The sequence below is a fragment of the Azospirillum rugosum genome (assembly GCF_017876155.1).
GTDB lineage: Bacteria > Pseudomonadota > Alphaproteobacteria > Azospirillales > Azospirillaceae > Azospirillum > Azospirillum rugosum.
In genome coordinates this window covers 23,165-45,455 of the sequence record NZ_JAGINP010000035.1, presented here as the reverse complement: position 1 = coordinate 45,455, position 22,291 = coordinate 23,165, and the positions used below count along the sequence as shown (strand labels likewise).

Here is a 22,291-nt window from a genome sequence, read left to right as displayed (position 1 = left end):
GCGGTTATGGGTCCTGGGTCAGGCTCTGGATTCCGCGCTCCAGTTCGGCGATGCGTTCCGTCAGGAGGCTCCGGACATGCGCGATCATGGCCCGCGCGCTCAGCGGGATTTCGCGGAAGCTCGGCGTGACGACCCAGATGTCGTAGGTCACCCGCGGCCGGAAGGGGCGCACCACCAGCCGCTCCGGGCCGAAATCGATCGCGCTCAACGGGTCCACCACGGCGACGCCCATGCCGGCTGCGACGAAGGAGCAGCAGGCCTCGGTCAGCTGCGCCTTCAGCACGATGTCGCGCGTGGCACCGCAGGCGGCGAACGCCTGATCGACCTTCAGCTGGGCGCGGTCCTCTTCGGCCATCGCGACGAAGCGCTCGCCATCCAGGTCGCGGGCATCGATCAACGGGCGGTCGGCCAAGGGATGGCCGGGCGGCAGGACGCAGACCGCGTCCATGGTGCAGAGCCGCTCGAATTGGACACCCGGCCGGTCCGTGGCGACCATGCCGAACCCGATGTCGACGCCTTGGGTCGCCACGCGCTCCACGAGGAGCCAGGAATTGCGGCTGGACAGAGTGACCCGCAGGCCCGGCCGTGCCTTGAGGAACGCCGCCAGGATCGGCGGGAGGAGGCGGGTGGCGAGCGACGGGAAGGCCACCACCTCGATCTCCCCGTGTTCGAACTGGCGGATCGCCCGCGCCCGCGCCGCCACGGAATCGACACTGAGGAACACCCGTTCGACCTCGGCGTAGAGCATGGTGCCTTCCGCTGTCGGGACGACGCCGTTCTTCTGCCGGTGGAACAGGGGAAAGCCGCAGGCGCGCTCCAGAAGCTGGACCAGCTTGCTGACCGCGGGTTGCGACAGGTGCAGCCGTTCGGCCGCCTTGGTGAAGCTGCCCAGTTCGACGATGGCCTTGAAGGCCTCAAGCTGCCGTATGTTCATGACCCCAGGCTACCGCGGCGCGCACCGCCCGTCAGCCGCCGTTCAGCGACGCGGCGAACCGGTCGAGCCGCTCCAGCGTGTAGGCGACGAAGTTGTCGACGAGGTTGAAGGTGCGCGCCGCCTTCGGCCGGATCAGCCAGATGTCGAACTGAACGGCGGGTTCGAAGCGGCGGACGACGATCCGCGGGTCCTCGTTGTTGAAGGCGCTGATCGGATCGACCACGGCGACGCCGGCCCGCGCCGCGACGAAGGAAAAGGCGGTCTCCGACTGTCCCGCTTCGATCCGGCTGCGCCGGGACACCTTCAGCTCGTCGAACACCCGGTCGATCATGTAGCGCGAATGGTCCTGCGGGCCGAGCGACACGAAATCCTCGTCGGCGAGATCGCGGGCATAGATGGTCGGCTGGTCGGCCAGGTGATGGCCGGCGGGCAGGATGCACACGCCGCGCAGCCGGTGCAGCAGGGCGCTGACCACCTCCGGCCGGTCGCCCGGCAGGATGCTCAGGCCGAAATCGACGTGCTGCGCGGCCACCGCGTCGATCAGGCTGCGCGAGCGCATGCTTTCCAGGCGGAAGCGCGTGTCGGGGTGCGCCTTGCAGAAGCTCCAGACGATGTCGGGCAGGACGCGGCGGGTGATCGCCGGAAAGGCGGCGAGGCTGACCGATCCCCAGTTCTGCTCCCGCAGGGCCGTCGCCACACGCGCGATCTGGCCCACGCCGATGAACATGCGCTGGACCTCGTTGTAGAGCGCCTCCGCCTCGCGGGTCGGGGTGATCTTGCCGCCCTGCCGGTGGAACAGCGGGAAACCGCAGCTGCGTTCCAGCTGGGCGATCAGCTGGCTGACGGCGGGCTGCGAGATGCTCAGCCGCTCGCCGGCGCGCGTCACGCTTCCGGTCGCCATCACTGCCTGGAAGGCCTCGATCTGACGCACGTTCATCGGGCGGTCCATAAGCTCCGCTTATTGTGAGAGGCGAATTATCTATTATGAAATTATGAGATTCAACGCGATCATGACCGCCAGAGCGCCATAAACCATGAAAAGACGCGCGCTCACACGACAGGGGGTTTTTCATGAAGCAGCGATTTGCCAAGCCTTTCGCCTTCCTTTCTCTCCTGGCGGCGGGCGTCGCCTTCTGCGCGCAGGCGCAGGCCGACCAGCTCGATCGCGTCAAGGAACGCGGCAAGCTGATCGTGGGCATCCGCAACGATTACGTACCCTTCGGCTATTTGGACTCCGCGGGCCAGCTCACCGGCTTCGAGGTCGATCTGGCCCGGTCCGTGGCCAAGGATCTCCTCGGGTCCGAGACGGCCATCGAAATGGTGCCGGTCGTCGCGTCGAACCGCATCGAGCTGCTGAACGCCGGGCGCATCGACGTGATCTTCGCGACGCTGGGCAAGACGGCGGAGCGCGAGAAGGTCCTCGACTACACCGAAGCCTATTACTCGATGGCCGGCATGGTCCTGATGGCGCCGAAGGACGCGACCTACACGTCGTGGGACGACATCCGCGGCCGCAAGATCTGCGGAAGCCAGGGCAACCTGTACAACCGGATGCTGATCGAGAAATACGGCGCCCAGCTCGTCCTCTTCACCGGGACCGCCGAGATTTACAAGGCGTTCCAGGACAACCGGTGCGACGCCGTCGCCTACGACGGTCCGAACGTCAACATGAAGGTGAACGAGGAGGGGTGGAAGGACAAGTACAAGGTGGCGCTCGGCGCCTTCGAATACGTCCCCATCGGCGGCGGCGTCCGCAAGAACGAGCCGGCCTTCCTGGCCGCCGTGAACAAGGCCATCATCCGCGCCGAGGCCGCCGGCCTGATGACGGGCGGCGAGGTGAAGTACAACCTCGGCGTCAGCGACTACGTGACGAAGCGGGCCGAGGAGGCCAAGGTGAAGGTGGCCGCCAAGTGATGCCGCCGTCGCCAACCTTCGCCTGATCGGACCTTCATCATGCACGAACGTGAGGTCACCCCGCGGCGCCTGCCGCGGGTGATGGAACAGGCGCTGTGCCTGAACGACTTCGAACCGATGGCCGAACGGACGCTGCCGCGGGCGATCTTCAAATACGTGTCCGGCTATTCCGAGGATGGGGCGACCCACCGCCGCAACCTCCGGGCCTTTGCCGAGCGGGCCTTCGTCCCGAACGTGCTGGTCGACGTGTCGGGCGTCGACACGACCACCCGGCTGTTCGGGGTCGACTACGCAAGCCCGTTCGGCATCGCGCCGATGGGGTTCAGCCGGCTGGTGGCGCCGGACTGCGACGTCCTGTTCGCCCGCTCGGCGGCGCAGGCCGGGCTTCCCTTCATCCTCAGCGGCGCGTCGCTGACCCGGCTGGAGGAGGTGCGGCAGGCCGGCCCGACCAGCTGGTTCCAGGCCTACATCCCCGGCGACGAGGACCGCATCCGCCCGATGGTCGAGCGGGTGGAGCGGGCCGGGTTCGACACGCTGGTGGTGACCGTCGACACGGCGGTGCACGGGCAGCACGAGCTGGCCGCGCGCCACGGCTTCCGCTCCCCGGTCCAGCCGAGCCTCGATCTGGCGTGGCAGGGGGCGACCCGGCCGGGGTGGCTGTGGCGGGTGCTGCTGCGCAGCTTTCTGTCGGGCAACGCACCGCATTTCGAGAACATGGACGCGGAGCGGGGACCGCCGGTCTTCTCCCGGACGCTCGTCCGCGACATCGGCCGGCGGGCCGGCCTGTCCTGGACGCACATCGAGCGGATCCGCAAGCGCTGGACCGGGCGGCTGGTCCTCAAGGGCGTGATGTCGGCCGCCGACGCCCGGATGGCGGAGAAGGCGGGCGTGGACGGCATCATCGTGTCCAACCATGGCGGCCGGCAGATCGACTGCGCGGCCGGCGCGCTCGACCTGCTGGAGCGGATCGCCGACCAGGTGGACGGCCTGACTGTGATGTACGACGGCGGGGTGCGCCGCGGCAGCGACGTGCTGAAGGCGATCAAGCTCGGCGCCCGCTTCGTCTTCGTCGGCCGGCCGCTCCTCCTCGCCGCGGCGGCGGGCGAGAAGGTGGCGCTGGATCACGCCCTGTCGCTGATGAAGGACGACATCGGCCGGACCATGGCGCTTCTGGGCATCACCCGCCTGGACGAGTTCGACAAGGTCGCCCTCCTTCACGACGGTCGAGGCACGACGGTCGAGGCTGACGCATGACCCTCGATTACGCCTGGCTGCTCGACCCGCTCTACCAGCGCTGGCTGCTGAACGGAATCAGCACCACGGTCCTTCTCAGCCTGCTCGGCATCGTGCTGATGTTCGTCATCGGCATCATCGGCGCCGCCTTCCTTCATCTCAACGTGCGCTACCTGCAAACGCCGACGACCATCTTCGTGGAACTGTTCCGCAACACGCCGCCGCTGGTCCAGCTGTTCTTCCTGTACTTCATGCTGTCGGACATCGGGCTGACGCTCACCGATCCGGCGACGGGACGGAGCATCCCGCTGTTCACCGGCTTCACCTGCGTGGTGCTCTCGCTCGGCCTCTACAACGGCGCGATCGCGGTCGAGATCATCCGCTCGGGCCTGCTCGCCGTGCCGTCGCAGACCGTGGAGGGCGCCCGCGCGCTCGGCTACACCCGGTTGCAAACCTTCCGCCACGTCGAGCTGCCGATCGGCCTCCGGCTGTGCATCCCGCCGATGGCGAGCAACATCGTCAGCCTGATCAAGACATCGTCCCAGGCGGTGCTCGTCGCCGTGGCGGACGTGATGTACGGAGCCACGCAAATCATGCTGGAGACGTTCCGCAACCTTGAGGTCATGCTGCTGATCTGGGTGGTCTACCTGGTGATCACCGGCGTGGCCGTGCTGATCGTCCGCCGGATCGCCGCCGCCGTCCGCATCCCCGGCTACGGGTCGTGACGGCCATGAACGCACACGTCAAAATCTTCCTGGTCGGCGTGCTGGGCGTCACGCTGGTCCTCGTGGCGCTGTTCGTCGCGGTCTATGGCGCGGACAGCGGCGCCATCCTGCGTGACGTGGCGGGGCGGACGCCGCTGCTGCTCAGCGGTTCGGCCGATTTCTCGGCGTTTGAGGGTGGCTTCGCCGCCAACATCGTCATCAGCCTGTGGGCGATGGCGCTGGCCGCGGTCGCCGGCACGGCGCTTGGCGTCGGGATGATCTCGCAGTCGGCGGTGATCCGCGGCCCGTCAGTCCTGGTCATGAACCTGCTGCGGAACTCGCCCTGGCTGGTCGTGCTCTACGCAATGCTCTACCTGCTGCCCTTCGAGGTGCGGATCTTCGGCCGGTTCATCGAGATCTCCCCGATGATCAAGGCGACCATCGGCTTGGCGCTGCCGGTCACGGCCAACATCGCGGAGGTGTTCCGCGGCGGCGTGGAGTCCGTGCCCACCGGCCAGTGGGAGTCGGCGCGCGCGCTCGGCTACCGCCGGCTCCAGATCCTGCGGCGCGTGGTGGTTCCCCAGGCGATCCCGATCATGACACCGAACCTGATGACGACCTACGCGATGCTGTTCATCGGCTCCAGCCTGGTCGTGGTCACGGGGACGCACGACGTGCTGTCGGTCGCCCGCACGGTCATCGCCAGCGACGGCGACCACGTGGCGACCGCGGTGTACCTCTACATCCTCTACCTCTTCTTTCTCTTCTGCTTTCCCATCGCCATCCTGACGCGTTGGCTGGAGCAACGGGTGCGAGTGCGCAAATGACCCAAGTCCAACCATCCGCCCCGCTCATCGAATTGCGGGACGTCCACAAGTCCTTCGGCTCCATCGAGGTGCTCAAGGGCGTGTCGATGTCCGTCCGCGACGGTGGCGTCGTGTGCATCATCGGACCGTCCGGCTCGGGCAAATCGACGATCCTGCGCTGCATCAACGGCCTGATCACCATCGACCGCGGCACCGTCCGGGTCGGCTCCTTCGCGGTGGAGACGCTGACCAAGGATAAGCACCTTGTGCCGCTCCGGCATGAGGTCGCCATGGTGTTCCAGCAGTACAATCTCTTTCCGCACCGCACGGTGCTGCAGAACCTGACCATGGCGCCCGTCCAGGTGCTGGGCGAGAAGCCGGCGGTGGTTCGCGAGCGGGCGTTGGCCCTGCTCGCCAAGGTGCGGCTGACCGGGAAGGAGAACGCCTATCCGGGCGAGCTGTCCGGCGGGCAGCAGCAGCGCGTCGCCATCGCCCGCGCGCTGGCCATGCAGCCGCGCGTCATCCTGTTCGACGAGGTGACCGCCGCCCTGGACCCGGAGATGGTCAGCGAGGTCCTGAACGTGATCCGCGAGCTGGCCCGCGAAGGCATGACCTGCGTGCTGGTCACGCACGAGATGCGTTTCGCCCAGGAGGTCGCGGACGAAATCTTCTTCACCGACAAAGGCGTGATCGTGGAGCACGGCCCGCCCGCCCGGCTCTTCAAGAGCCCGAACGACCCGCGCCTGAAGGCCTTCCTCGACAAGGTCCTGTGACCGGCCAATCCCGAGTGCCGACCTGAAGACAGGCAAACTCCCAAGGAACACGATGACGAAGCCCCTCAAGGTTCTGGTCCCCGACGCCCATCTGCGCGACCTCGACGTCGAGCGCGGCGTCACCGGCGACCGGATCGACTACATGGTCTTCGATGAAACCGACCCGGCGGCCATTCCCGACGACGCCTGGCGGTCGTGCGACGCCATCCTGGTCTGGCACCGCATGCGGATCACGCCGGAGGTCGTCGCCAAGCTCGATCACTGCCGCCTGATCGTCCGCGTCGGCGTCGGCTTCGACAACGTCGACGGCGCGGCCTGCCGCGCGCGCGGCATTCCGCTGTCCAACGTGCCGAACTACGGCACCACGGAGGTGGCCGACCATGCCCTGGCGATGCTCCTGCACCTCGTGCGCGGCATCGGCACCTACCAGGCGCGGCTTAAGGCCGACCTTGCGGCCGGCTTCCGGGCGGAGGACGTGCCCGTCGTCCGCCGGATCCGCGGCGCCACTTTCGGGGCGATCGGCATGGGGCGCATCGGCACCGCGATCATGCGCCGCGCCGCGGCCTTCGACATGAAGGTGATCTACGTCGACCCTTACCTGCCGGAGGGGCACGACCTGGGTCTGGGGATCGAGCGGGTGAGGACGCTGTCCGACCTGCTGTCCCGCTCCGACGTCGTCAGCCTGCATGTGCCCCTGTCGGCGGAGACCCGCAACATGATCGGCCGGGACGAGCTGGCGCGGATGAAGCCCGGCGGCATCCTGCTCAACATCGCCCGCGGCGGACTGGTCGACGTGGACGCGGTCCATGACGCCTTGAAGAGCGGCCATCTTGCTGCCGCCGGCCTTGACGTGCTGCCCAAGGAACCGCCGGTGCCGGCGCCACCGTTGCTCGCCGCGTGGCAGCGGGACGAGCCGTGGCTCGCCGGGCGGTTCGTCGTGACGCCGCACGCGGCCTTCTATTCCGAGGCCGGCTATCTCGACATGCGGACCTTCTCCGCGGAAATCCTGCTCGACTACCTCTTCGAGGGGCGGCTGCGGAACAACGTCAACCCCGGCTGGGACGCCCACGCGCTCTGAACCGGGGCTCTCTGAACCCAAGACTCGCTGAAACGCCGGCCCCGCAACACAGGAATCAGGAACACGCCATGGCCCTCCTTCAACAGGACACCCCGTTCCGGGTGCTCAGCGACGAGGAACTCGACGCGTGGCGGGCGATCCCGCCGGCGGTCGCGTCGGACTGCATGAACCGCACCCAGGTGATGAGCGCCGCGATCAAGCCGATCCGCGAAGGCCAAAGCCTGTGCGGCCAAGCCCGCACGGTGACGACCATGGTCGGCGATTGCGGGCCGATCTGTGCCCTCATCAGCGCCGCCCGCCCCGGCGAGATCGTAATGGTCGATGCCGGCGGGGTCGAAGACACCGCGGTGTGGGGCGGTGTGATGACGGAAGAGGCCGTTCACCGCCGTCTGGGCGGTGCCGTGATCGACGGCGCCGTCCGCGACGTCGCCGACATGCGCAAGGCGGGGTTTGCCATGTTCTGCCGGTCGGTGGTGCCGCGCGGCCCTCACCACGGCTTCGGCGGCACGGTGGATGGCTTGGTTTCGGTTGCTGGGGTTCCGGTGCGGTCGGGCGACATTGTGCTCGGCAACGACGACGGGGTGGTCGTTGTCCCTTTGGAACAGGCCGATGCGGTGCTGGCCGCGGCGCAGGCCCATCTGCTCAAGGAGGAAGGCTGGGTCCGGGACATCCGGCGCGGCGTTCCAATCCCGACGATCTTCGAGTTTCCGAGCGTCAAGTGACCAGAATATGTTTGTAGGGTTCCGTCAGACTTCGTGCCGGTATCGTGATTTGAATACAGCCTCATCAAGGTGGCGGGCCACGTTTACGGGACGGCGATCTGTTCCTGCATTCTGGCGGGTCCTCCACCGTGCGCCTGGGCGACGTCTACTTCCATTCCGACGGGTCGTGGGACTCGGCGCAGCGGCGATGTCGTTCTTCGAACGGACGGTTCTTCCTGTCGCCTGTGCGCCGGAACGGCGACGTGCCAAGCGGCTGGCCACCGAGGCGGCGGTGTGGGGCAGCATCCAGGAGCACGGCCTGCTGCCCCACACGGTGATCGTCAGCGACGACGCCGGGCAGTTCGATGTCGGCCGGCACGCGTTGTGCTGGGTGCACGCCGAACGTCTGGTGCACAAGCTCGATACCTTCACCCCGGCCCAGTACGCCGCCCAGCAGCGTATCCGCGCCTTGATCTGGTGGTTCTACGCCGACCTGAAGACCTACCGGACAGCGCGACATCCCCCTGCACACCAACGGCTCGGAAATCGACATCCGCTCCCCCGTCACACGACGCAAGGTCAGCGGTGGCACGCGCTCCGATCCACCGCGGGATCCGGCGCAACTTTTACCACGATCCTTTTCGCGACCGCTGGGGCCAGGAATATCGGGGCTACTACTGCTATGGCGCGACAATCTGGATGAGAAGGTCCGGCGTCGCGGTACGGACATGATTGACGCTGAAGCGGAAGGGTTTCAAGCGTCCTGTCGCGGAGCGTCAATCGGGTTGGAATTGATTGTCGCGCGCGAGGGCGGGCGAACCGGCTGGCTGCCCATGCTGTCAGCGCCTGATTTCCACGAACAGCCTCTAAAAGAACGGTGCCCGGAGGCGATCCGTGGCCGATCAACGAACGGCCGCACCGCCCCTCGGGTCCTTCGTCTCGCCGGCTACACGCGATATTGCGCCAGACTTTCGCCGGACAGGAACGCGGCCATCAACTCATGGACCCGCTCCGGATGTTCGAGATGCGGAACGTGGCCGCAGTTCTCCATCCCGACGAAATAGGCTTCGGCCGCCTGCCTTGCCGCTTCGATAGCGCGGTGGACGTTGACCTGCCGGTCTTGCAGGCCCCAGATCATCAGCAGCGGCACGGCGATCTCGCCGAACCGGTGATCGACCCGGTAGGGGCGCACGGCCTCCATGTCCATAAGCCCGCGCAGCAGCTTTTCGAAGTTCGCCTCCATGCCGGGCTGGGCGAAGATGTTGAGCTGAAGCAGCGCCAGTTCGCGCGAAACCTTGTCCGGGTCGAAGAACAGATTGCGCGACCGGCCGATGACGCTTTCCAGGCTCGGCGCGCGATAGGCGGCGATGCTGGCGTTGTAGGCCTGCTTCAGCCCGGCCAGCCGTTCCTCGTCGGGCAGCGTCGCCGTCGCGCTGCTCGTCAGCACGATGCGCTCGACAGACTCCTTGCGCGCGAAGTAGGTGAGCAAGGCCAGCATCGCACCGAAGGAACTGCCGCCGACGGAAAAGCGGCGCAGTTCCAGATGGTCGATCAGCGCCAGGATGTGCTCCATCATGGCGCCCTGCGGCGCTCCCTCATAGGGCCGCGCCGGAGTGAAGCCGTGGCCCGGCAGGTCTGGAGCGATAACCCTCGCCACCCCGGACAACGCTTCGGCGGTGCGGATCCAGGAATCGGCCGATGATCCGACGCCGTGCAGCAGCAGGATGGGCGGGCCGGACCCCGCCTCGTAATAGCGGGACTTCTCGCCGTTGAGCGTGCAGTAGCGAACCTGCATGCGACCTCACTCCCCCATCACGCCTTGGCTTCGACGACGACGGACACGTAGTTGGCGGACGCCTTGCCGCGCGGCCCCATGACCAATTCAACCGGCGTGGTGAAGGCGGCGGACGATGACGCCCGCCCGTTGGCCGGCATGAGCATCCGTCCGTTGCTCCGCCGCGACGGCGTCTCCTCCAAGTACGCGACGATTTCCCGCGCGAAGACGGGAAGGTCGCTCGGCAGGCGGGAGGTGATGATGTTGCCGTCCCGCACCACCGGCTCGTCCACATAGTTGGCCCCGGCGTTGACGACGTCGTCCTTGATCAGCGAGACGCAGGTCAGCGTGCGTCCGCGGGCGATCCCGGCCGAGGCCAGCACCCAGCCCGCGTGGCAGACGGCAGCGACCAAGCCGCCTTGGTCATGGACGGCGCGCACCAGATCGACCATCGCCTTGTTGCGGCGGATTCCTTCCGGCGCGAAACCACCGGGAATGACAACGGCGTCGAAGTCCTCCGCCGTAACATCAGCCACCGCGCGGTCGGCCGTCACCGGGTAGCCGAGCTTGCTGGCGTAGGGCTGGTCGGCGGTGGGTGCCACGACGACGACGTTCGCCCCCGCCTCCCGCAGGCGGAGCACCGGGTACCAAAGCTCCAGTTCCTGATACAGGTTCTCCGCCAGGACGGCGACTTGGGCATCGGCGAGATTCATGTCCTTGCTCCTCATGAAGCGGCGTGTTGTGGGCAGGCGCGTGCGGCGCGGCGTCAAAAGGCCAGCAGGCGCGCAGGGTTCTCCACCATGACCTTATGCATTTCGTCCCGGCCGAAACCCTTGCGCTCCAGCCGCGGGACGAACTGCTCGACCATGTAGCCGATGGGCACCGATTCGTTTTCCAGATCGGGCAGGCCGGCGGGGCCGCGCACGTAGGTGAAGAACCGGTCGTAGGAGAAGACGAGGCGGTCCAGGTAACCGGCGTCGGCGAGGGCGCAGACGGCGTTGGCGATCAGCTCGTCGAGCGCCTCGGCGCTGTCGTTCTGCCAGGGGATGCCGATGTGGTCGATCTGGAGGCAGGCGCCCCGTTCGCAGATCGCCTTCAGCTGATCGATGTCGGGATGGACGAAGGCATGGCCGATGATGACGCGGGTCGGGTCGGCCCCTTCCTCCTCCAGCAGGTCGAGGAGTTCCAGCCCCGGATTGTAGGCCTTGTACTCCATCGGCTGGGTGTGTGTGTTGATGGAGCAGCCGGTCCGGCGCTGGGCGCGGGCGATGCCCCGGATCACCCGGTCCTCGTAGGGGCCGATGTGCCGGCCGTTGACGCCCATCCGGGCCACCTTGACCGAACTTCCCCCGGTGGCGGCCTTGAGCATGCCGGCCTTGTAGGGTGTCAGGCGGCCTTCGTAGACCATGCCTTCGGTCAGGTCGCGCACCATGGCGTCGGCGATGTACTCGACCGACTGGCGGCGCCAGTGGTAGGGGATTCCCATGCCCTCGACTTCCGGGAAGAAACCGGCGATGGCGATGATGTGGGCGCCGCTCTGCCGCGAGACCTCGGCCATCAGCTCCGGGTGACGCCCGATCTCCGGCGGCGTCATGTCGACGATGGTCTTGAAGCCGTAGCGCTCGACGCCGTCCCTGACGACCTGGGCGATCTGGGCAGCCGATTCCCGCATGTCCCAGACGCAATTGTGGTCGCTTTGCCACCCGGTGTAGGCGTAGCGCAGATGCTCGTGGGTCAGCGTCGGGCCGGCCTCTTCCGGGGCGATGTCCCCCAGCACGGTTCTGATCTTTGCCATCTCCACCCCTTTCCGCCGTCAGCGCGCGGCTTCGGTCAAGGCGTTCATGAATCGATTGAAAAAGCTGGGCAGATCGTCGGCGTCCCGGCCCGCGACGTGCGCGGTCGCGGTGATCCGCGCGGCGTCCAGAACCTCCGCCGCCTGGGAGACGACACCGACCACGGCGCCCGACGCCGCCGCGTCCGCGACGAAACGGACCAGTTCGGGGGTCCTGGCGATGGCGGAGCCGGCGGACCCACCCGGAACGACCACGCCGGTGTAGCCGCTGGCCGAAACTGAGGACACCGCGTGGTCCGGGATCACCGGGTAGCCGAGTCGGCTGAGATAGGTCCGGTCCTCCTCCAGCCCGACGACGTCGACGGCGATCCGTTCCTCGCGCAGGCGAAGCAGCGGGTACCAGAACTCCAGTTCCTGATAGCCGTCGGCCACCAGGACCACGACATGATGCTTTGCGCTCATTCTTGCGCCACTCCCTTCAAAGTCTCGGCGTCGGCGGAACGGTGGTGCCGGAAATCCGCCCTTCGGGGCACGGCGTTCCCGACCCTCACCGGCGCGGTACACGGCCACGGGAAATTCTCCGCATGCCCCCACCAGTTGCACCCCGGCACAAACAGGCACATTGTTTGAGTGGGCTTGTCCGGTTCGAAATAGAACGGACCGGCCATTGGAAATCGGGCGCCTCGACGCCCCCTCAGTGACAGGAAAAAGGGAATTTATGCGAAGCCCTCTCGCCGTTACCTTGCCTTCCCGGGAAAATAGTGCGCTAGCGGAGTTTCTTAAATCAAATTACTAGTTGTTATTCATGTATTAATTGTATTTATGAATGGACAGGGCGCCGCGCCTGCCGTCCGGCTGATCGACGAGCATGTCCGCCGCAAAGCTATGGTGTATGGAGGCGGGTTGTTGCACGGATACGGGGGATTCCGTAGGCATCGTCCTCCGGCCGCCCTTGAGATCCACCGATGCTCTTCAGCATCTACGCCACTCGCCGGCATCACCTTTCCCGGCCGAAGCGCAAAGTGACGAATTGGGCCGGGTATGATGCCGGCCGCTTCCGGAGTGCCGCAGGGACACTGGTCACGCCGAGGTCGGTGCTCCGTCGAAATCCGCCGCCGCGTACTGGTACACCGCGCCCTCCCCGCAGACCTCGCTGGCGTAGGCGAGGGCCGTCGCGTCCTTCATGCGCATTGGGTAGAGTACGCCGTCCAGATGGTCGCATTCGTGCTGGAGGAGCGCGGCGACGTAGCCGGTCCAGCGTTCGGTCACCGACGCGCCGTCCAACGTCCGGTAGTGTATGGCGATGCGGGAAAAGCGCGGCACGCGGGCGTAGAGTCCCGGCAGGGACAGGCAGCGCTCCCACAGCCCGACGCTTTCGTTGCCCAGCGGTTCGACGACCGGGTTGATCATCGCCGTCCAGGGAATCGGCCGCGTTCCGGCGCCGGGTGGGATGCGGTTTTCCGGCAGGCAATAGAGGACGACGCGCACGGGCACGCCGATCTGCGGGGCGGCCAGCCCGATGCCGGAAACGCTCTCCAGCGTGTCGCGCATGTCCTTCACCAGGTCCCGGATGCCGGGGGCGGTGGGATCGTCGACGGGGGCGGAGGGACGCAGCAGCAGCGGATTGCCCATCCGCAGGATGTCGCGTATGGCCATGTTGTTGTTCCTTGATGGTGGGTTGGCACGGCGGGGCTCAGTCCGGCGGTTCGACGTGCATGCCGGAGCCTTCGACCCATGTGGGATAGACGGCCAGGAAGGTTTTGGTCGGCCCATCCACCAGCGCGCCGGTCCGGATATCGAACAGCGCCTGATGAAGCGGGCATGTGATGCAGCCGTCCTCAATAGCCGTCGGACATGTGGGCGTGCTGGTGCGTGCAGGCATCGGCGGTGGCGCAGTAGGCACCTTCCAGGAGATCGACGGCGATGTCTTGGCCGGTGATCGCGACGCCGACAACGCTTCCTTCGGACCGGAATTCGACGGATGAGGCGGTGTGCCAGGGCATGCAGTGCTCTTTCATGGTGTGGAATACGGCCCGCGCCGAACGCTCAGGGGGACGAGGGTTGCCGAGGGTAGGTGCGTTCCTCAATGGGCTTTGCCTTCACGATTTCCTGCACGAGGCCCATGAAGGCGCTTTCGATTCGGCCCAGCTGCGCCTTCTGGTTGCTCACCAGATAGACGTCGATCGGGGTCGGGCGTTGGTAGGGCGGCAGTTGCCACAGCAGCCCGTCGCGGACATCGCGCTGCATGACGTGGATGGGCATGGCGCCGATCCCCAACCCGGCGATGATCATGCGCCGGATTTCCTCCAAGTTGTCGGAGATACCGGCGAAGGGCATGGCCATGTTGGCGTGCCGGTACATGGCGGTGATAGCCTGGATCACCTCCGACGCCGCGAACAGGCGTAAGGTGACCGCGCTTTCGCCTTGCAGGTCCGCCAGCGTCAGGTCGCGCCGACCGAAAAAGCGGTGCCGGGGACCGCAGAAGAAGCCGAAATGCTCCCGGTACAATTGTAGGTAGTCGACGCCGGGAACCGGCCGGACCGCCAGGCAAACGCCAAAGTTGATGGACCGGTTCAGCACCTGCTCGATGACGCTGGCGCTGGTCAGAAGGGTGATGTCCACCGACACGTTGGGGTGGCGTTCATGGAAGAGGGCCAGCGCCTCGTCGATGAGGTTGCTGACCATGTGGCTGGCCATCGTCAGCGACAGCGTCCCCGCCAGGGATTCGGTGGTTTCCGCGATCAGGCTGGGGATATGGCCGATCGTGTTGAAGACCTCGCTGCATTCCCGGTGCAGCAACCGGCCATTGTCGGTGAGCCGGAAGGTGGTTGCGTTGCGCACCACCAACTGCGTTCCGAGCTGCTCCTCCAGCCGCTTCAGCGCCGTGCTGACCGCTGGCTGGGTCCGGTTCAGCGTGTTCGCCGCCTTGGAAATGCTGCGTTCCTCAACGATGACGTGAAAGACCCTAAGAAGATTCCAGTCGAGAGAGCGAGCGAGGGGTGTTTTCATCAGCATGGATGGCCCTCTATGAAGCATAAAGCGCATTTATGCATAGATAATGAAAATCTATTTGATCAATAGTGGCATATCCGCGCAAACTTGTCCAGGTCTTCAACAAAGGCGGGGGCTTGCACAAAGGATGCGCATCGTCTTTTCCGCCAAGCAGGACCAAAATCAGACGTCAAGGTTTCTTGATTCCAGAAACCAAAGACTTCACCCGGATGCGCTGCGGCACATTGACGGTCTTATTTCCGATGTTGCAGGCTGCGGACATTCTATAGCGGAGCCGCATGGCTATGGGCTAGTATATATTGCAAGGACATGCGCGCATGAATACTTGGAGTGCCTTTCGGTCTCCCATGGCCGTTGGTCCATCTTGGCGAACGCGCCGGAGAATGTGGTTCCCGACATCCCCCCGCCCCGGACCGATGGCGGCTATCCACGCTCCATCGTCGGTGGCGCCGGCGATCACCTCTACGATCTCGCCTGCTCGATCACCTGCGACACCTGGACCTCCGCGCTGTGGGGCGCTCACCCCGTGACAGCGACCGAAAGAGGTCAGTGAACGGGCACTGGGTAGCGACAGCCGTTCTGAAAACAGCATGAGAGCAAGGAATCCGAGCGGCACGACCGCCGGCAGGATGACCGCGCCGAAGATGACAGGGGCCTTACACGCGAACGGAGGAGAGACGATGAAGACCAGTGGCTTTGGATTGAGCCCGGACCAGCCGGGCGGTATTGGCCGCCGCGAGCTTTTGAAAAGCGGCGCGGCCATGGGCCTGGGGATCGGCGCATCGGCCCTGTTGCCCGGCCTGTCGGCCCAAGCGGCGGAGGTGCCGAAGAAGGGCGGCCGGCTTAAGCTCGGCTTGGCCGGCGGCCAGACCACGAACGGGCTCGATCAGGCGCGCGGCGCCTACGGGTCGCCGGTCGAACGGACCGTCAACTATACGCTCTACAACACCCTGGTCGAGATCGGCCCGGACGGCAAGGCGGTTCCGGAGATCGCGGAGAGCTGGGACATCGGGCCCGGCGCCAAGTCCTGGGTCTTCAACATCCGCAAGGGCGTCACCTTCCACAACGGGAAGGAGATGACCGCGGAGGATGTGGTCTTCTCCCTGAAGCGACATATGGGCGCCGGCACCAAGTCAGGCGCCGCCGGCATCCTCAAGGAAATCGAATCCATCGAAGCGACGGACAAACACCAGATCCGGGTCCAGCACGCCACCGGCAATGCCGACCTGCACTATATTCTGTCCGACTACCACCTCGCCATCGTCCCGAACGGGATCGAGACGGTGGACGGCGTCGGCACGGGCGGCTACGTCCTGCAAAGCTACGAGCCGGGCGTCCGCTTCGTCGCCAAGCGCAACCCGAACTACTGGAAGGAGGGCCGCGCCCACGTCGACGAGGTGGAGTTCGTCGTGGTCAACGACGACGCGGCACGGCTCAGCGCGCTCCAGTCCGGCGAGGTGCACGGCATCAATCGCCTGGACCCGAAGACGGTCGCGCTGCTCGGCCGGGTGCCGGGGCTGCGCATCATCAACTCCGCCGGCACGGCCTACTACGTCATCAACATGCGCGCCGACCGCGCGCCGTTCGACAACAAGGACCTGCGGCTGGCGCTGAAATACGCCATCAACCGCGAGCAGATGCTGGACCGCCTGCTGCGCGGCTACGGCACGGTCGGCAACGACCACCCCATCGCCAAGAGCATGCCCTTCTTCGACGCCAAGCTGCCGCAGCGCACGCAGGACCTGGACAAGGCGAAGTTCCACTTCAAGAAGTCCGGGCACAGCGGCTCCATCGACCTGCGCACCTCCACCGCGGCCTTCTCCAGCGCCATCGACATGGCGGTGCTGCTGAAGATGCAGGCGGCGGAGGCCGGCATCGACATCAACGTCGTGCGCGAGCCGCAGGACGGCTATTGGGAGAATGTCTGGCGGTCCAAGGAGTTCATGATCTCTTACTGGACCGGCCGCGCGGTGCCCGACCAGATCTTCACCACGGCCTATTACTCGAAGGCCGCCTGGAACGACACCCACTGGCGCAACGACAGCTTCGACGCCCTGCTGCTGGCCGCCCGGACGGAGCTGGACGAGGCCAAGCGCGCCGGCATGTACGCCGAGATGCAGGCCATCATGCAGGACGACGGCGGCGCCCTGGTGCCGATGTTCAACAACTTCCTGGATGGCGTGCGTGACACCGTGAAAGGCGAACTGACAGCCCCCAACATGGAGTTGGCGGGCTGCCGAATCGCCGAACGCTGCTGGCTGGCCTGACGCGTCCGCGTCGGGTGTGGAGCGCGGTTCGGGCCGCGCCCCGCACCCGGCGTCTTCCGCCCGCTCCACTCGTGTATGGACCGGGGAGATCGCTGACACGACTTTGGTTCAGAACTCGGCCTGAGGACGGATTTCGCCCGGAGGCGATGGAGATCAGGCGACCCTCCGGGAAGTCGATCTCCTGCCGTATTGGACGGCTCGCTGCCAGCACCGCCGACCACGCTCCGCGATCACCTGGATATGGCGGTCGCGTTGGCTGGGGGCAGTCTCGGCGGCGCCGCTCACCACCGCGGTCGCACGCGGTGGGATGATCACCTCGGCGGCCGGTGCACGCTCGGCAATGGCACGATAGACGGGCTCGCCGTCGTAGGCCCCGTCCGCCATGGCCGACCGAACGCCAGACGCAACATCACCGTCAACGTCGTCTGCGAAAGGGAGGCCCTTAACCTGGGATAAGGCATCACCGCAGCGGTGACGCAGGATCTTCCGGTCTTTGCCCATATTCGCCGAAAAGAACCGGGAGGCCTCCCATGATCAAGCACATTCTCGTTCCGGTCGGCGGCCTTCCCACCGACGCCGTGTTGCTGGAGAAGGTCTTCGCGTTGGCACGCCCCTTCTCCGCGCATGTCGAGGTCCTGCACATCCGGCGCGATCCGCGCAACGACCTGCCTCTGTACGGCGAGGGCTTCTCCGCCGAAATCCTTCAGGAGGTCGTCGACGAGGCCGAGCGCAACGCGCGGACGACCGCGGCGGCAGCCCGCCGGATGTTCGGCGACGCGGTGGCCGGCGCTTCCGTCGTCGTGGCGGACAGGCCTGCGGCGGATGGACCCACCGAGGGGATCGGCGTCACGGCGTCCTGGCGCGAGGCGACCGGCCCGACCGCCCGGACCCTGGCGGCGCGGGCGCGGTTCGCCGACCTGACGGTGCTGGCCCGCCCGAGCGGAGAGTCGCTGGGCCCGGCCCTGGACCTGGAGGTCGTGCAGGGCGCCCTGTTTGAGTCGGGCCGTCCCGTGCTGCTGGCCTGTGGTGCCATGGAGCGGCTGGACAGCGTCGCCATCGCCTGGAACGGCAGCCTGTCGTCGGTGCGCGCGGTGGCCGGCGCCATGGGTTTCATCACCCGGGCGCGCACGGTGTCCATCCTGGTCGCGGACGAAGGCCCCATGGACGCCGTGGTCGGCGTGCTGGGCGGACGGGCGCAGCCGCAACCGGAACGGCTGGTCGACCATCTCGCCTGGCACGGCGTCCAGGCCATCATCCGCCACGTTGGACGGGAGGGCCGGCCGGTCGGCACGGCCCTGGCCGAGGCGGCACGCGACCTGAACGCCGGGTTGCTGGTCATGGGCGGGTACGGGCACAGCCGGATGCGGGAGATCGTGCTGGGCGGCGCCACGCGCCACGTGCTGACGCATCCCGTCGACTGTGCGGTGTTGCTGGTGCACTGACCAGCCGGACCGGGTGCAGCGATGACGCCCAGCGCCAATCCCCGCCGTTCCGCCACCCCGACGGGTTCGCCAACGGGTTTGGTGGTGGCGGTGCGCGGCTCCGTCCTCGACATCGCCTTTCCCGCGGAGGCTCTGCCGGCGCTCCATGAAGCCGTCGAAATATCCTGGGACCGGCCGGAGCGGCTGATCGCGGAGGTGCAACTGCACCGCGACGACCGGACGGTGCGCGCCATTGCGCTGCAGGACACCTCCGGGCTCGCGCGCGGCACGCCGGCGCGGCGCCTGGGGGAACCGCTGACGGCGCCGGTGGGCGACGCCGTGCTCGGCCGCCTGCTCGACGTCATGGGGTCAACGCGGGACGGCGGACCGCCGTTGCCCGGCGACGTCCCGCGGCGGTCGATCCACCGCGCGCCACCCTCGCTTTCCGACCACAACCCGACGCGGGAACCGTTCGAGACCGGCATCAAGGTGATCGACCTGCTGGCCCCGCTGGCGCGCGGCGGCAAGGCGGCGACGTTCGGCGGGGCGGGCGTCGGCAAGACGGAGCTGGTCATGGAGCTGATCCGCGGCATGGTGGAGCGCTACACCGGCATCTCGGTCTTCGCCGGCGTCGGCGAGCGGTCCCGCGAGGGCCAGGAGCTGTGGGAGGAGATGAGCCGCTCCGGCATGCTGGGCCGCACGGCGCTGGTCTTCGGACAGATGAACGAGCCCCCCGGCGCGCGCTGGCGGGTCGGCCTGACGGCGCTGACCATCGCCGAGCATTTCCGCGACGAGTCCCACCGCGACGTCCTTCTGCTGATGGACAACGTCTTCCGCTTCGTGCAGGCGGGGGCGGAGGTGTCCGGCCTGCTCGGCCGGCTGCCGTCGCGCGTCGGCTACCAGCCGACGCTGGCCGGCGAGATCGCCGAGCTGGAGGAGCTGTCCGGCGAGATCCGCCGCCTGCGGCAGGAACAGATCACCACGGAACTGATCGAACTCGCTTCCGGAACCGAAGCGCTCCGTGACCGGCCATCGGACGTCACGCGGCCAAGGCAGGACTCAGGCTAAATGACCGGCGGAAATCCCGGGGCGATTCAATCACCACAAGGCCACCGTTGCCGTCGCGGCGGCCCGCTGTCCGGCCGGCTGCGCTTCGAGTTCGGCGGACCATGGGTCAACTGGCGGTGGTCACCTCCACACGGCGGTTCTTCGCCCGACCTTGCGGCGTGTCGTTCGGCGCGATCGGGTTGGCGTCGCCGTATCCCCGCGCCTGAATCATATCCGGATTCACGCCCTGCGAGATCATGTATCGCATCACCTCTTCGGCGCGCTTTTGCGACAGTTCCTGGTTGCTGGCAATCCCCTGGCGCTTGAGTTCGGGACCGATCGGCTTGTCGTCGGTGTAGCCGTTCACCACCAGCTTGCTCTGCTGCTCCGCCGCCAGCTTCTTGGCAAAGTCGGCAATGATGTTCTCGCCCCTCTTGGTCATCTGCCAACTGCCGGGATTGAAGAGCAGGTCGGTGTTCACCGTGTAGGCGATGGCCCCCTGCAGCCGGGAGACCTGTTCCTGACGAGCGGCAACCTGCTGTCGGAGTTGCTGGTTCTGCGATTGCAGTTGTCGGTTCTCGGCTTGCAGCTGGTCGTAGGCGCTTTGGGACACGCATCCGCCCAGCACCAGGGGCGACAGCACCAATCCGGCAATCAACCGGGGACGCGGCGAGATCTTCAGCATCTTGCAGGCCTTTCTTTCGTGGTTTCGTCAGGGGAGAAACGCGGTCTGCCGCCCAGCATGGTTGGGCCCAGCATGATTGGGCCGCGCCGAACTCATGGTGTCGTTATCGTGCCCGGAAAGACGCGCACTCCGTCGTCCCCCGCTCCGCTCCGCGCCCTCGGTGTCTCGGTCGGTCCGGTGGTCGGTTGGGCCGTGCTCGCTCCGGACGCGTTGGCGCCGGTGTCCTCCGTTGACGTGCCGCTCGTACCAGACGGGACCGTGCCGGCTTCTCCGGTCGTTGCCTCCGGGCTGGAGCCAAACCAGGAGTTCGTGTCCGAGCACCCCGCCAAGCCTCCCAACGCCAGCATCAAGGCTCCGGCGATCGTGGATCGTCGCATTGTCGTCTCCTTTCCGGGTCGTCATGCGGGGCTGCCGATGCCCAGGGGCATGCCCCGAAAGTCTTTTGTCGGCCAACGTGCGTCTCAGCTGGCCGGGCCGCCTTACGCTCCACCGTCCGTCGCCGCAAAAGCGCCCATCAACCCGACGGTTCGGGCATGTGGGCGCCGTCCCTCGCGTACATCTGCCGGGGCGAGCAGTCCGCGTTGTCGACCCGGTGGTCGCGTCCATCCAGACGCCGTTCACGCGCACACGGTGCGTCAGGCCCACGCCTGTTTGCCAAGGAAAGATTACTTGAACGTACGGATAACGATCTTTCTTGGGAGGGATTTGGAACGCGTGCCGAAGGATCTGCCCTCTTCGTGATCATGCTCTGTGGAAATGCGGTCTAGAAAGGATGCGGGCTGCAATCGACCGAAGGGCCTCTTGGGGTGGTGTCGCTTTGCCGTGCCGTGTCTATCGAACTGCCAAGCTGTGTGTCATATTGTATCGGCTGCGCTTGCAAATCCTGGGTTTGCTCCGTGTTCTACCGTAGAGTCAGGTTTCGGTTAAGGTTGGTACGGTAACCTGGTCGCTGTCTTAGCCCCGCTCGTCGCCTCGTTGGCACGCTTCACGCTCCGTCGATTGCCGCACCGTGGCACGTGTTCGGGTGTTGTTACCGTATCCTGCAACGGCATCCATAGATTTCCGAATACAGACTCAGGATATGGTTGATTTAATACGGCCTTTCGTAGGTTGAAACCGGGCCATCTATCATTTCATGAATACAGAATGGCGCTCCCGGGCCTGTTTGCGCAATAAAGAAACACGTAAAAAGCGTTTATGTTATGCTTTTTAGGTGAGCTCAAAGATTTTACGATGCAGAATCACTTTTGAAAATCGACAATTGGAGCGCTTGCCCCGCAGCGGATCGTGAGCGTCGGGGAGCGGGATGTTACCGTAGAGTCCTTCCCAGCATGGCCCGTCCGGACTAAACGGAAGCCGTCCGCGGACGCCGCTTCTCTCACAGTCGCTTTCCGCAAGCGTGTCGGGCGGCAAGTGTCGTCCGTGGTCCGACAGCCGCCGCGCGGAGACGCCATCCTGCGTCCTTGTCCGTGCAACGGCGTTACCCCAGGACAAAACAGGAGGAAATCATGACCCGTCGCGCCGTCTTCCCGGCTGTCTCCCCGAAGGCCACCGCTGTGGCGGCGCTGATCGGTGGCGCGCTCCTGTTGCCGGCGGTTGTGCCGCAGGCGGCGGCGCAAGGCAGGCCCGTCCTGACCAACGCCGTGCCGGAAAGCGAGGCGGTCACGATCCATGCCAAAATCACCGCGCTCGACCCCGCCACCCGGAAGGTGACGCTCACCGGCCGGTCGGGCGCGCCCGTCACGGTGACCGCCGGGCCGAACATTCGCCTGGAGATGCTGAAGGTCGGGGATATCGTCGACGCGCAATATTACCGCTCCGTGGCTTTCGTGGTGTCCCAGCCCGGGGCCACGGCTCCCGAAGACGAGATCCAGCAGGCGCTGGCGCGGCCGATCGATGCGCCGGGCGGCATCGGCATGAAGGTGACGCGCGTCAGCGGGCTGGTGGTCGGAATCGACCTCAGCGCGCACAGCGTGGATCTCGTCAATCCGGAGGGTGGCCAAGTCTTCACCATCAAGGTGACCAATCCCGAGCGGCAGGCGAAGCTGCCCATGCTGAAGGTCGGCGACACGATCACCGCGGTGATCAGCGAAGCGCTCGCCGTGTCCGTCCAGCCCGCGAAGAAGGGCCTGTTTGGTTAGGCCGTTCGT

The 22,291-nt window shown here is 66.3% G+C and carries 23 protein-coding genes and 1 pseudogene; 12 read left to right on the top strand and 12 right to left on the bottom strand.

What is annotated here, in order from left to right:
• Positions 1 to 4: 4 nt before the first annotated feature.
• Positions 5 to 934, bottom strand: coding sequence for a LysR substrate-binding domain-containing protein (locus J2851_RS32840; RefSeq protein WP_209772409.1), 930 nt, complete (start codon positions 932 to 934; stop codon positions 5 to 7).
• 31 nt (positions 935 to 965) lie between these two features.
• Entirely contained in the window at positions 966 to 1,871 is a 906-nt protein-coding gene (locus tag J2851_RS32835; protein ID WP_209772406.1) for a LysR substrate-binding domain-containing protein, read from the bottom strand.
• Between the two features lie 134 nt (positions 1,872 to 2,005).
• Between J2851_RS32835 and J2851_RS32830 the strand changes: the two genes are divergently transcribed.
• The 8 genes from J2851_RS32830 (at position 2,006) to J2851_RS32795 (ending at position 8,846) form a co-directional block, all read left to right on the top strand.
• Entirely contained in the window at positions 2,006 to 2,848 is an 843-nt protein-coding gene (locus tag J2851_RS32830; protein ID WP_209772403.1) for a transporter substrate-binding domain-containing protein, read from the top strand.
• A 39-nt stretch (positions 2,849 to 2,887) separates the two neighbouring features.
• On the top strand, positions 2,888 to 4,102 hold the full coding sequence (locus tag J2851_RS32825) for an alpha-hydroxy acid oxidase (RefSeq protein ID WP_209772400.1): 1,215 nt from the start codon (positions 2,888 to 2,890) through the stop codon (positions 4,100 to 4,102).
• Positions 4,099 to 4,806, top strand: a complete 708-nt coding sequence (locus J2851_RS32820; protein WP_209772398.1) for an amino acid ABC transporter permease — start codon at positions 4,099 to 4,101, stop codon at positions 4,804 to 4,806. Before J2851_RS32825 ends, J2851_RS32820 begins: the two co-directional genes overlap by 4 nt.
• A gap of 5 nt (positions 4,807 to 4,811) precedes the next feature.
• Positions 4,812 to 5,612 carry an amino acid ABC transporter permease gene (locus J2851_RS32815; protein ID WP_209772396.1) on the top strand — a complete coding sequence of 267 codons (801 nt, stop codon included), beginning with the start codon at positions 4,812 to 4,814 and terminating at the stop codon, positions 5,610 to 5,612.
• Positions 5,609 to 6,364, top strand: a complete 756-nt coding sequence (locus tag J2851_RS32810) for an amino acid ABC transporter ATP-binding protein (RefSeq protein WP_209772394.1) — start codon at positions 5,609 to 5,611, stop codon at positions 6,362 to 6,364. The genes J2851_RS32815 and J2851_RS32810 overlap by 4 nt, the downstream gene beginning before the upstream one ends.
• Before the next feature lie 52 nt (positions 6,365 to 6,416).
• Positions 6,417 to 7,442 (top strand): C-terminal binding protein, encoded by a 1,026-nt coding sequence (locus J2851_RS32805; RefSeq protein WP_209772393.1) that lies wholly within the window; start codon positions 6,417 to 6,419, stop codon positions 7,440 to 7,442.
• Between the two features lie 68 nt (positions 7,443 to 7,510).
• Positions 7,511 to 8,164: an RraA family protein gene (locus J2851_RS32800; protein ID WP_209772392.1), complete on the top strand. Its 654-nt coding sequence runs from the start codon at positions 7,511 to 7,513 to the stop codon at positions 8,162 to 8,164.
• Positions 8,165 to 8,351: 187 nt separating this feature from the next.
• Complete coding sequence (locus J2851_RS32795) at positions 8,352 to 8,846, top strand: hypothetical protein (protein ID WP_209772462.1); 495 nt, start codon at positions 8,352 to 8,354, stop codon at positions 8,844 to 8,846.
• 243 nt (positions 8,847 to 9,089) lie between these two features.
• Here J2851_RS32795 and J2851_RS32790 read toward each other — a convergent pair whose 3' ends face one another.
• The 8 genes from J2851_RS32790 to J2851_RS32755 form a co-directional block, all read right to left on the bottom strand.
• Positions 9,090 to 9,938, bottom strand: a complete 849-nt coding sequence (locus tag J2851_RS32790) for an alpha/beta fold hydrolase (RefSeq protein WP_209772390.1) — start codon at positions 9,936 to 9,938, stop codon at positions 9,090 to 9,092.
• 17 nt (positions 9,939 to 9,955) lie between these two features.
• On the bottom strand, positions 9,956 to 10,630 hold the full coding sequence (locus J2851_RS32785; protein ID WP_209772388.1) for a type 1 glutamine amidotransferase domain-containing protein: 675 nt from the start codon (positions 10,628 to 10,630) through the stop codon (positions 9,956 to 9,958).
• 53 nt (positions 10,631 to 10,683) lie between these two features.
• The gene (locus J2851_RS32780) at positions 10,684 to 11,712 is read right to left on the bottom strand and encodes a phosphotriesterase family protein (RefSeq protein WP_209772386.1); all 1,029 of its coding nucleotides are present in this window, start codon (positions 11,710 to 11,712) and stop codon (positions 10,684 to 10,686) included.
• 18 nt (positions 11,713 to 11,730) lie between these two features.
• A complete protein-coding gene (locus tag J2851_RS32775) occupies positions 11,731 to 12,171 on the bottom strand; it encodes a DJ-1/PfpI family protein (protein ID WP_209772385.1) in 441 nt (146 codons plus the stop codon).
• Between the two features lie 618 nt (positions 12,172 to 12,789).
• Positions 12,790 to 13,365: a peptide deformylase gene (locus tag J2851_RS32770; protein WP_209772384.1), complete on the bottom strand. Its 576-nt coding sequence runs from the start codon at positions 13,363 to 13,365 to the stop codon at positions 12,790 to 12,792.
• 37 nt (positions 13,366 to 13,402) lie between these two features.
• The gene (locus tag J2851_RS36800; protein ID WP_209772383.1) at positions 13,403 to 13,591 is read right to left on the bottom strand and encodes a Rieske (2Fe-2S) protein; all 189 of its coding nucleotides are present in this window, start codon (positions 13,589 to 13,591) and stop codon (positions 13,403 to 13,405) included.
• Positions 13,548 to 13,712, bottom strand: a complete 165-nt coding sequence (locus J2851_RS32760; RefSeq protein WP_209772382.1) for a Rieske 2Fe-2S domain-containing protein — start codon at positions 13,710 to 13,712, stop codon at positions 13,548 to 13,550. Before J2851_RS32760 ends, J2851_RS36800 begins: the two co-directional genes overlap by 44 nt.
• A gap of 43 nt (positions 13,713 to 13,755) precedes the next feature.
• Positions 13,756 to 14,724 (bottom strand): LysR family transcriptional regulator, encoded by a 969-nt coding sequence (locus J2851_RS32755; RefSeq protein ID WP_209772381.1) that lies wholly within the window; start codon positions 14,722 to 14,724, stop codon positions 13,756 to 13,758.
• A gap of 677 nt (positions 14,725 to 15,401) precedes the next feature.
• On the opposite strand from J2851_RS32755, the gene J2851_RS32750 reads away from it, so the two are divergent.
• Complete coding sequence (locus tag J2851_RS32750) at positions 15,402 to 16,988, top strand: ABC transporter substrate-binding protein (protein ID WP_209772380.1); 1,587 nt, start codon at positions 15,402 to 15,404, stop codon at positions 16,986 to 16,988.
• Positions 16,989 to 17,162: 174 nt separating this feature from the next.
• Here J2851_RS32750 and J2851_RS32745 read toward each other — a convergent pair.
• Positions 17,163 to 17,372, bottom strand: a pseudogene (locus J2851_RS32745) (IS5/IS1182 family transposase); the annotation flags it as partial.
• Between the two features lie 146 nt (positions 17,373 to 17,518).
• On the opposite strand from J2851_RS32745, the gene J2851_RS32740 reads away from it, so the two are divergent.
• A complete protein-coding gene (locus J2851_RS32740) occupies positions 17,519 to 18,430 on the top strand; it encodes a universal stress protein (protein WP_209772379.1) in 912 nt (303 codons plus the stop codon).
• Between the two features lie 90 nt (positions 18,431 to 18,520).
• Positions 18,521 to 19,477: a F0F1 ATP synthase subunit beta gene (locus J2851_RS32735; protein ID WP_307420819.1), complete on the top strand. Its 957-nt coding sequence runs from the start codon at positions 18,521 to 18,523 to the stop codon at positions 19,475 to 19,477.
• A 106-nt stretch (positions 19,478 to 19,583) separates the two neighbouring features.
• Here J2851_RS32735 and J2851_RS36470 read toward each other — a convergent pair whose 3' ends face one another.
• Positions 19,584 to 20,141 (bottom strand): OmpA family protein, encoded by a 558-nt coding sequence (locus tag J2851_RS36470; protein WP_209772373.1) that lies wholly within the window; start codon positions 20,139 to 20,141, stop codon positions 19,584 to 19,586.
• Positions 20,142 to 21,649: 1,508 nt separating this feature from the next.
• Here J2851_RS36470 and J2851_RS32725 point away from each other — a divergent pair.
• Positions 21,650 to 22,282: a hypothetical protein gene (locus J2851_RS32725; protein WP_209772370.1), complete on the top strand. Its 633-nt coding sequence runs from the start codon at positions 21,650 to 21,652 to the stop codon at positions 22,280 to 22,282.
• Positions 22,283 to 22,291 lie beyond the last annotated feature (9 nt).

Bases quoted from the DNA above. Each gene is read 5' to 3' on its own strand.
- J2851_RS36470 (WP_209772373.1), bottom strand. From the start codon at position 20,141: ATGCTGAAGATCTCGCCGCGTCCCCGGTTGATTGCCGGATTGGTGCTG.
- J2851_RS32750 (WP_209772380.1), top strand. From the start codon at position 15,402: ATGAAGACCAGTGGCTTTGGATTGAGCCCGGACCAGCCGGGCGGTATT.
- J2851_RS32780 (WP_209772386.1), bottom strand. From the start codon at position 11,712: ATGGCAAAGATCAGAACCGTGCTGGGGGACATCGCCCCGGAAGAGGCC.
- J2851_RS32740 (WP_209772379.1), top strand. From the start codon at position 17,519: ATGATCAAGCACATTCTCGTTCCGGTCGGCGGCCTTCCCACCGACGCC.
- J2851_RS32825 (WP_209772400.1), top strand. From the start codon at position 2,888: ATGCACGAACGTGAGGTCACCCCGCGGCGCCTGCCGCGGGTGATGGAA.
- J2851_RS32815 (WP_209772396.1), top strand. From the start codon at position 4,812: ATGAACGCACACGTCAAAATCTTCCTGGTCGGCGTGCTGGGCGTCACG.
- J2851_RS32840 (WP_209772409.1), bottom strand. From the start codon at position 934: ATGAACATACGGCAGCTTGAGGCCTTCAAGGCCATCGTCGAACTGGGC.
- J2851_RS32835 (WP_209772406.1), bottom strand. From the start codon at position 1,871: ATGAACGTGCGTCAGATCGAGGCCTTCCAGGCAGTGATGGCGACCGGA.
- J2851_RS32805 (WP_209772393.1), top strand. From the start codon at position 6,417: ATGACGAAGCCCCTCAAGGTTCTGGTCCCCGACGCCCATCTGCGCGAC.
- J2851_RS32800 (WP_209772392.1), top strand. From the start codon at position 7,511: ATGGCCCTCCTTCAACAGGACACCCCGTTCCGGGTGCTCAGCGACGAG.
- J2851_RS32820 (WP_209772398.1), top strand. From the start codon at position 4,099: ATGACCCTCGATTACGCCTGGCTGCTCGACCCGCTCTACCAGCGCTGG.
- J2851_RS32755 (WP_209772381.1), bottom strand. From the start codon at position 14,724: ATGCTGATGAAAACACCCCTCGCTCGCTCTCTCGACTGGAATCTTCTT.
- J2851_RS32790 (WP_209772390.1), bottom strand. From the start codon at position 9,938: ATGCAGGTTCGCTACTGCACGCTCAACGGCGAGAAGTCCCGCTATTAC.
- J2851_RS32830 (WP_209772403.1), top strand. From the start codon at position 2,006: ATGAAGCAGCGATTTGCCAAGCCTTTCGCCTTCCTTTCTCTCCTGGCG.
- J2851_RS32785 (WP_209772388.1), bottom strand. From the start codon at position 10,630: ATGAATCTCGCCGATGCCCAAGTCGCCGTCCTGGCGGAGAACCTGTAT.
- J2851_RS32775 (WP_209772385.1), bottom strand. From the start codon at position 12,171: ATGAGCGCAAAGCATCATGTCGTGGTCCTGGTGGCCGACGGCTATCAG.
- J2851_RS32770 (WP_209772384.1), bottom strand. From the start codon at position 13,365: ATGGCCATACGCGACATCCTGCGGATGGGCAATCCGCTGCTGCTGCGT.
- J2851_RS32760 (WP_209772382.1), bottom strand. From the start codon at position 13,712: ATGCCCTGGCACACCGCCTCATCCGTCGAATTCCGGTCCGAAGGAAGC.
- J2851_RS36800 (WP_209772383.1), bottom strand. From the start codon at position 13,591: ATGCCTGCACGCACCAGCACGCCCACATGTCCGACGGCTATTGAGGAC.
- J2851_RS32725 (WP_209772370.1), top strand. From the start codon at position 21,650: ATGACCCGTCGCGCCGTCTTCCCGGCTGTCTCCCCGAAGGCCACCGCT.
- J2851_RS32810 (WP_209772394.1), top strand. From the start codon at position 5,609: ATGACCCAAGTCCAACCATCCGCCCCGCTCATCGAATTGCGGGACGTC.
- J2851_RS32795 (WP_209772462.1), top strand. From the start codon at position 8,352: ATGTCGTTCTTCGAACGGACGGTTCTTCCTGTCGCCTGTGCGCCGGAA.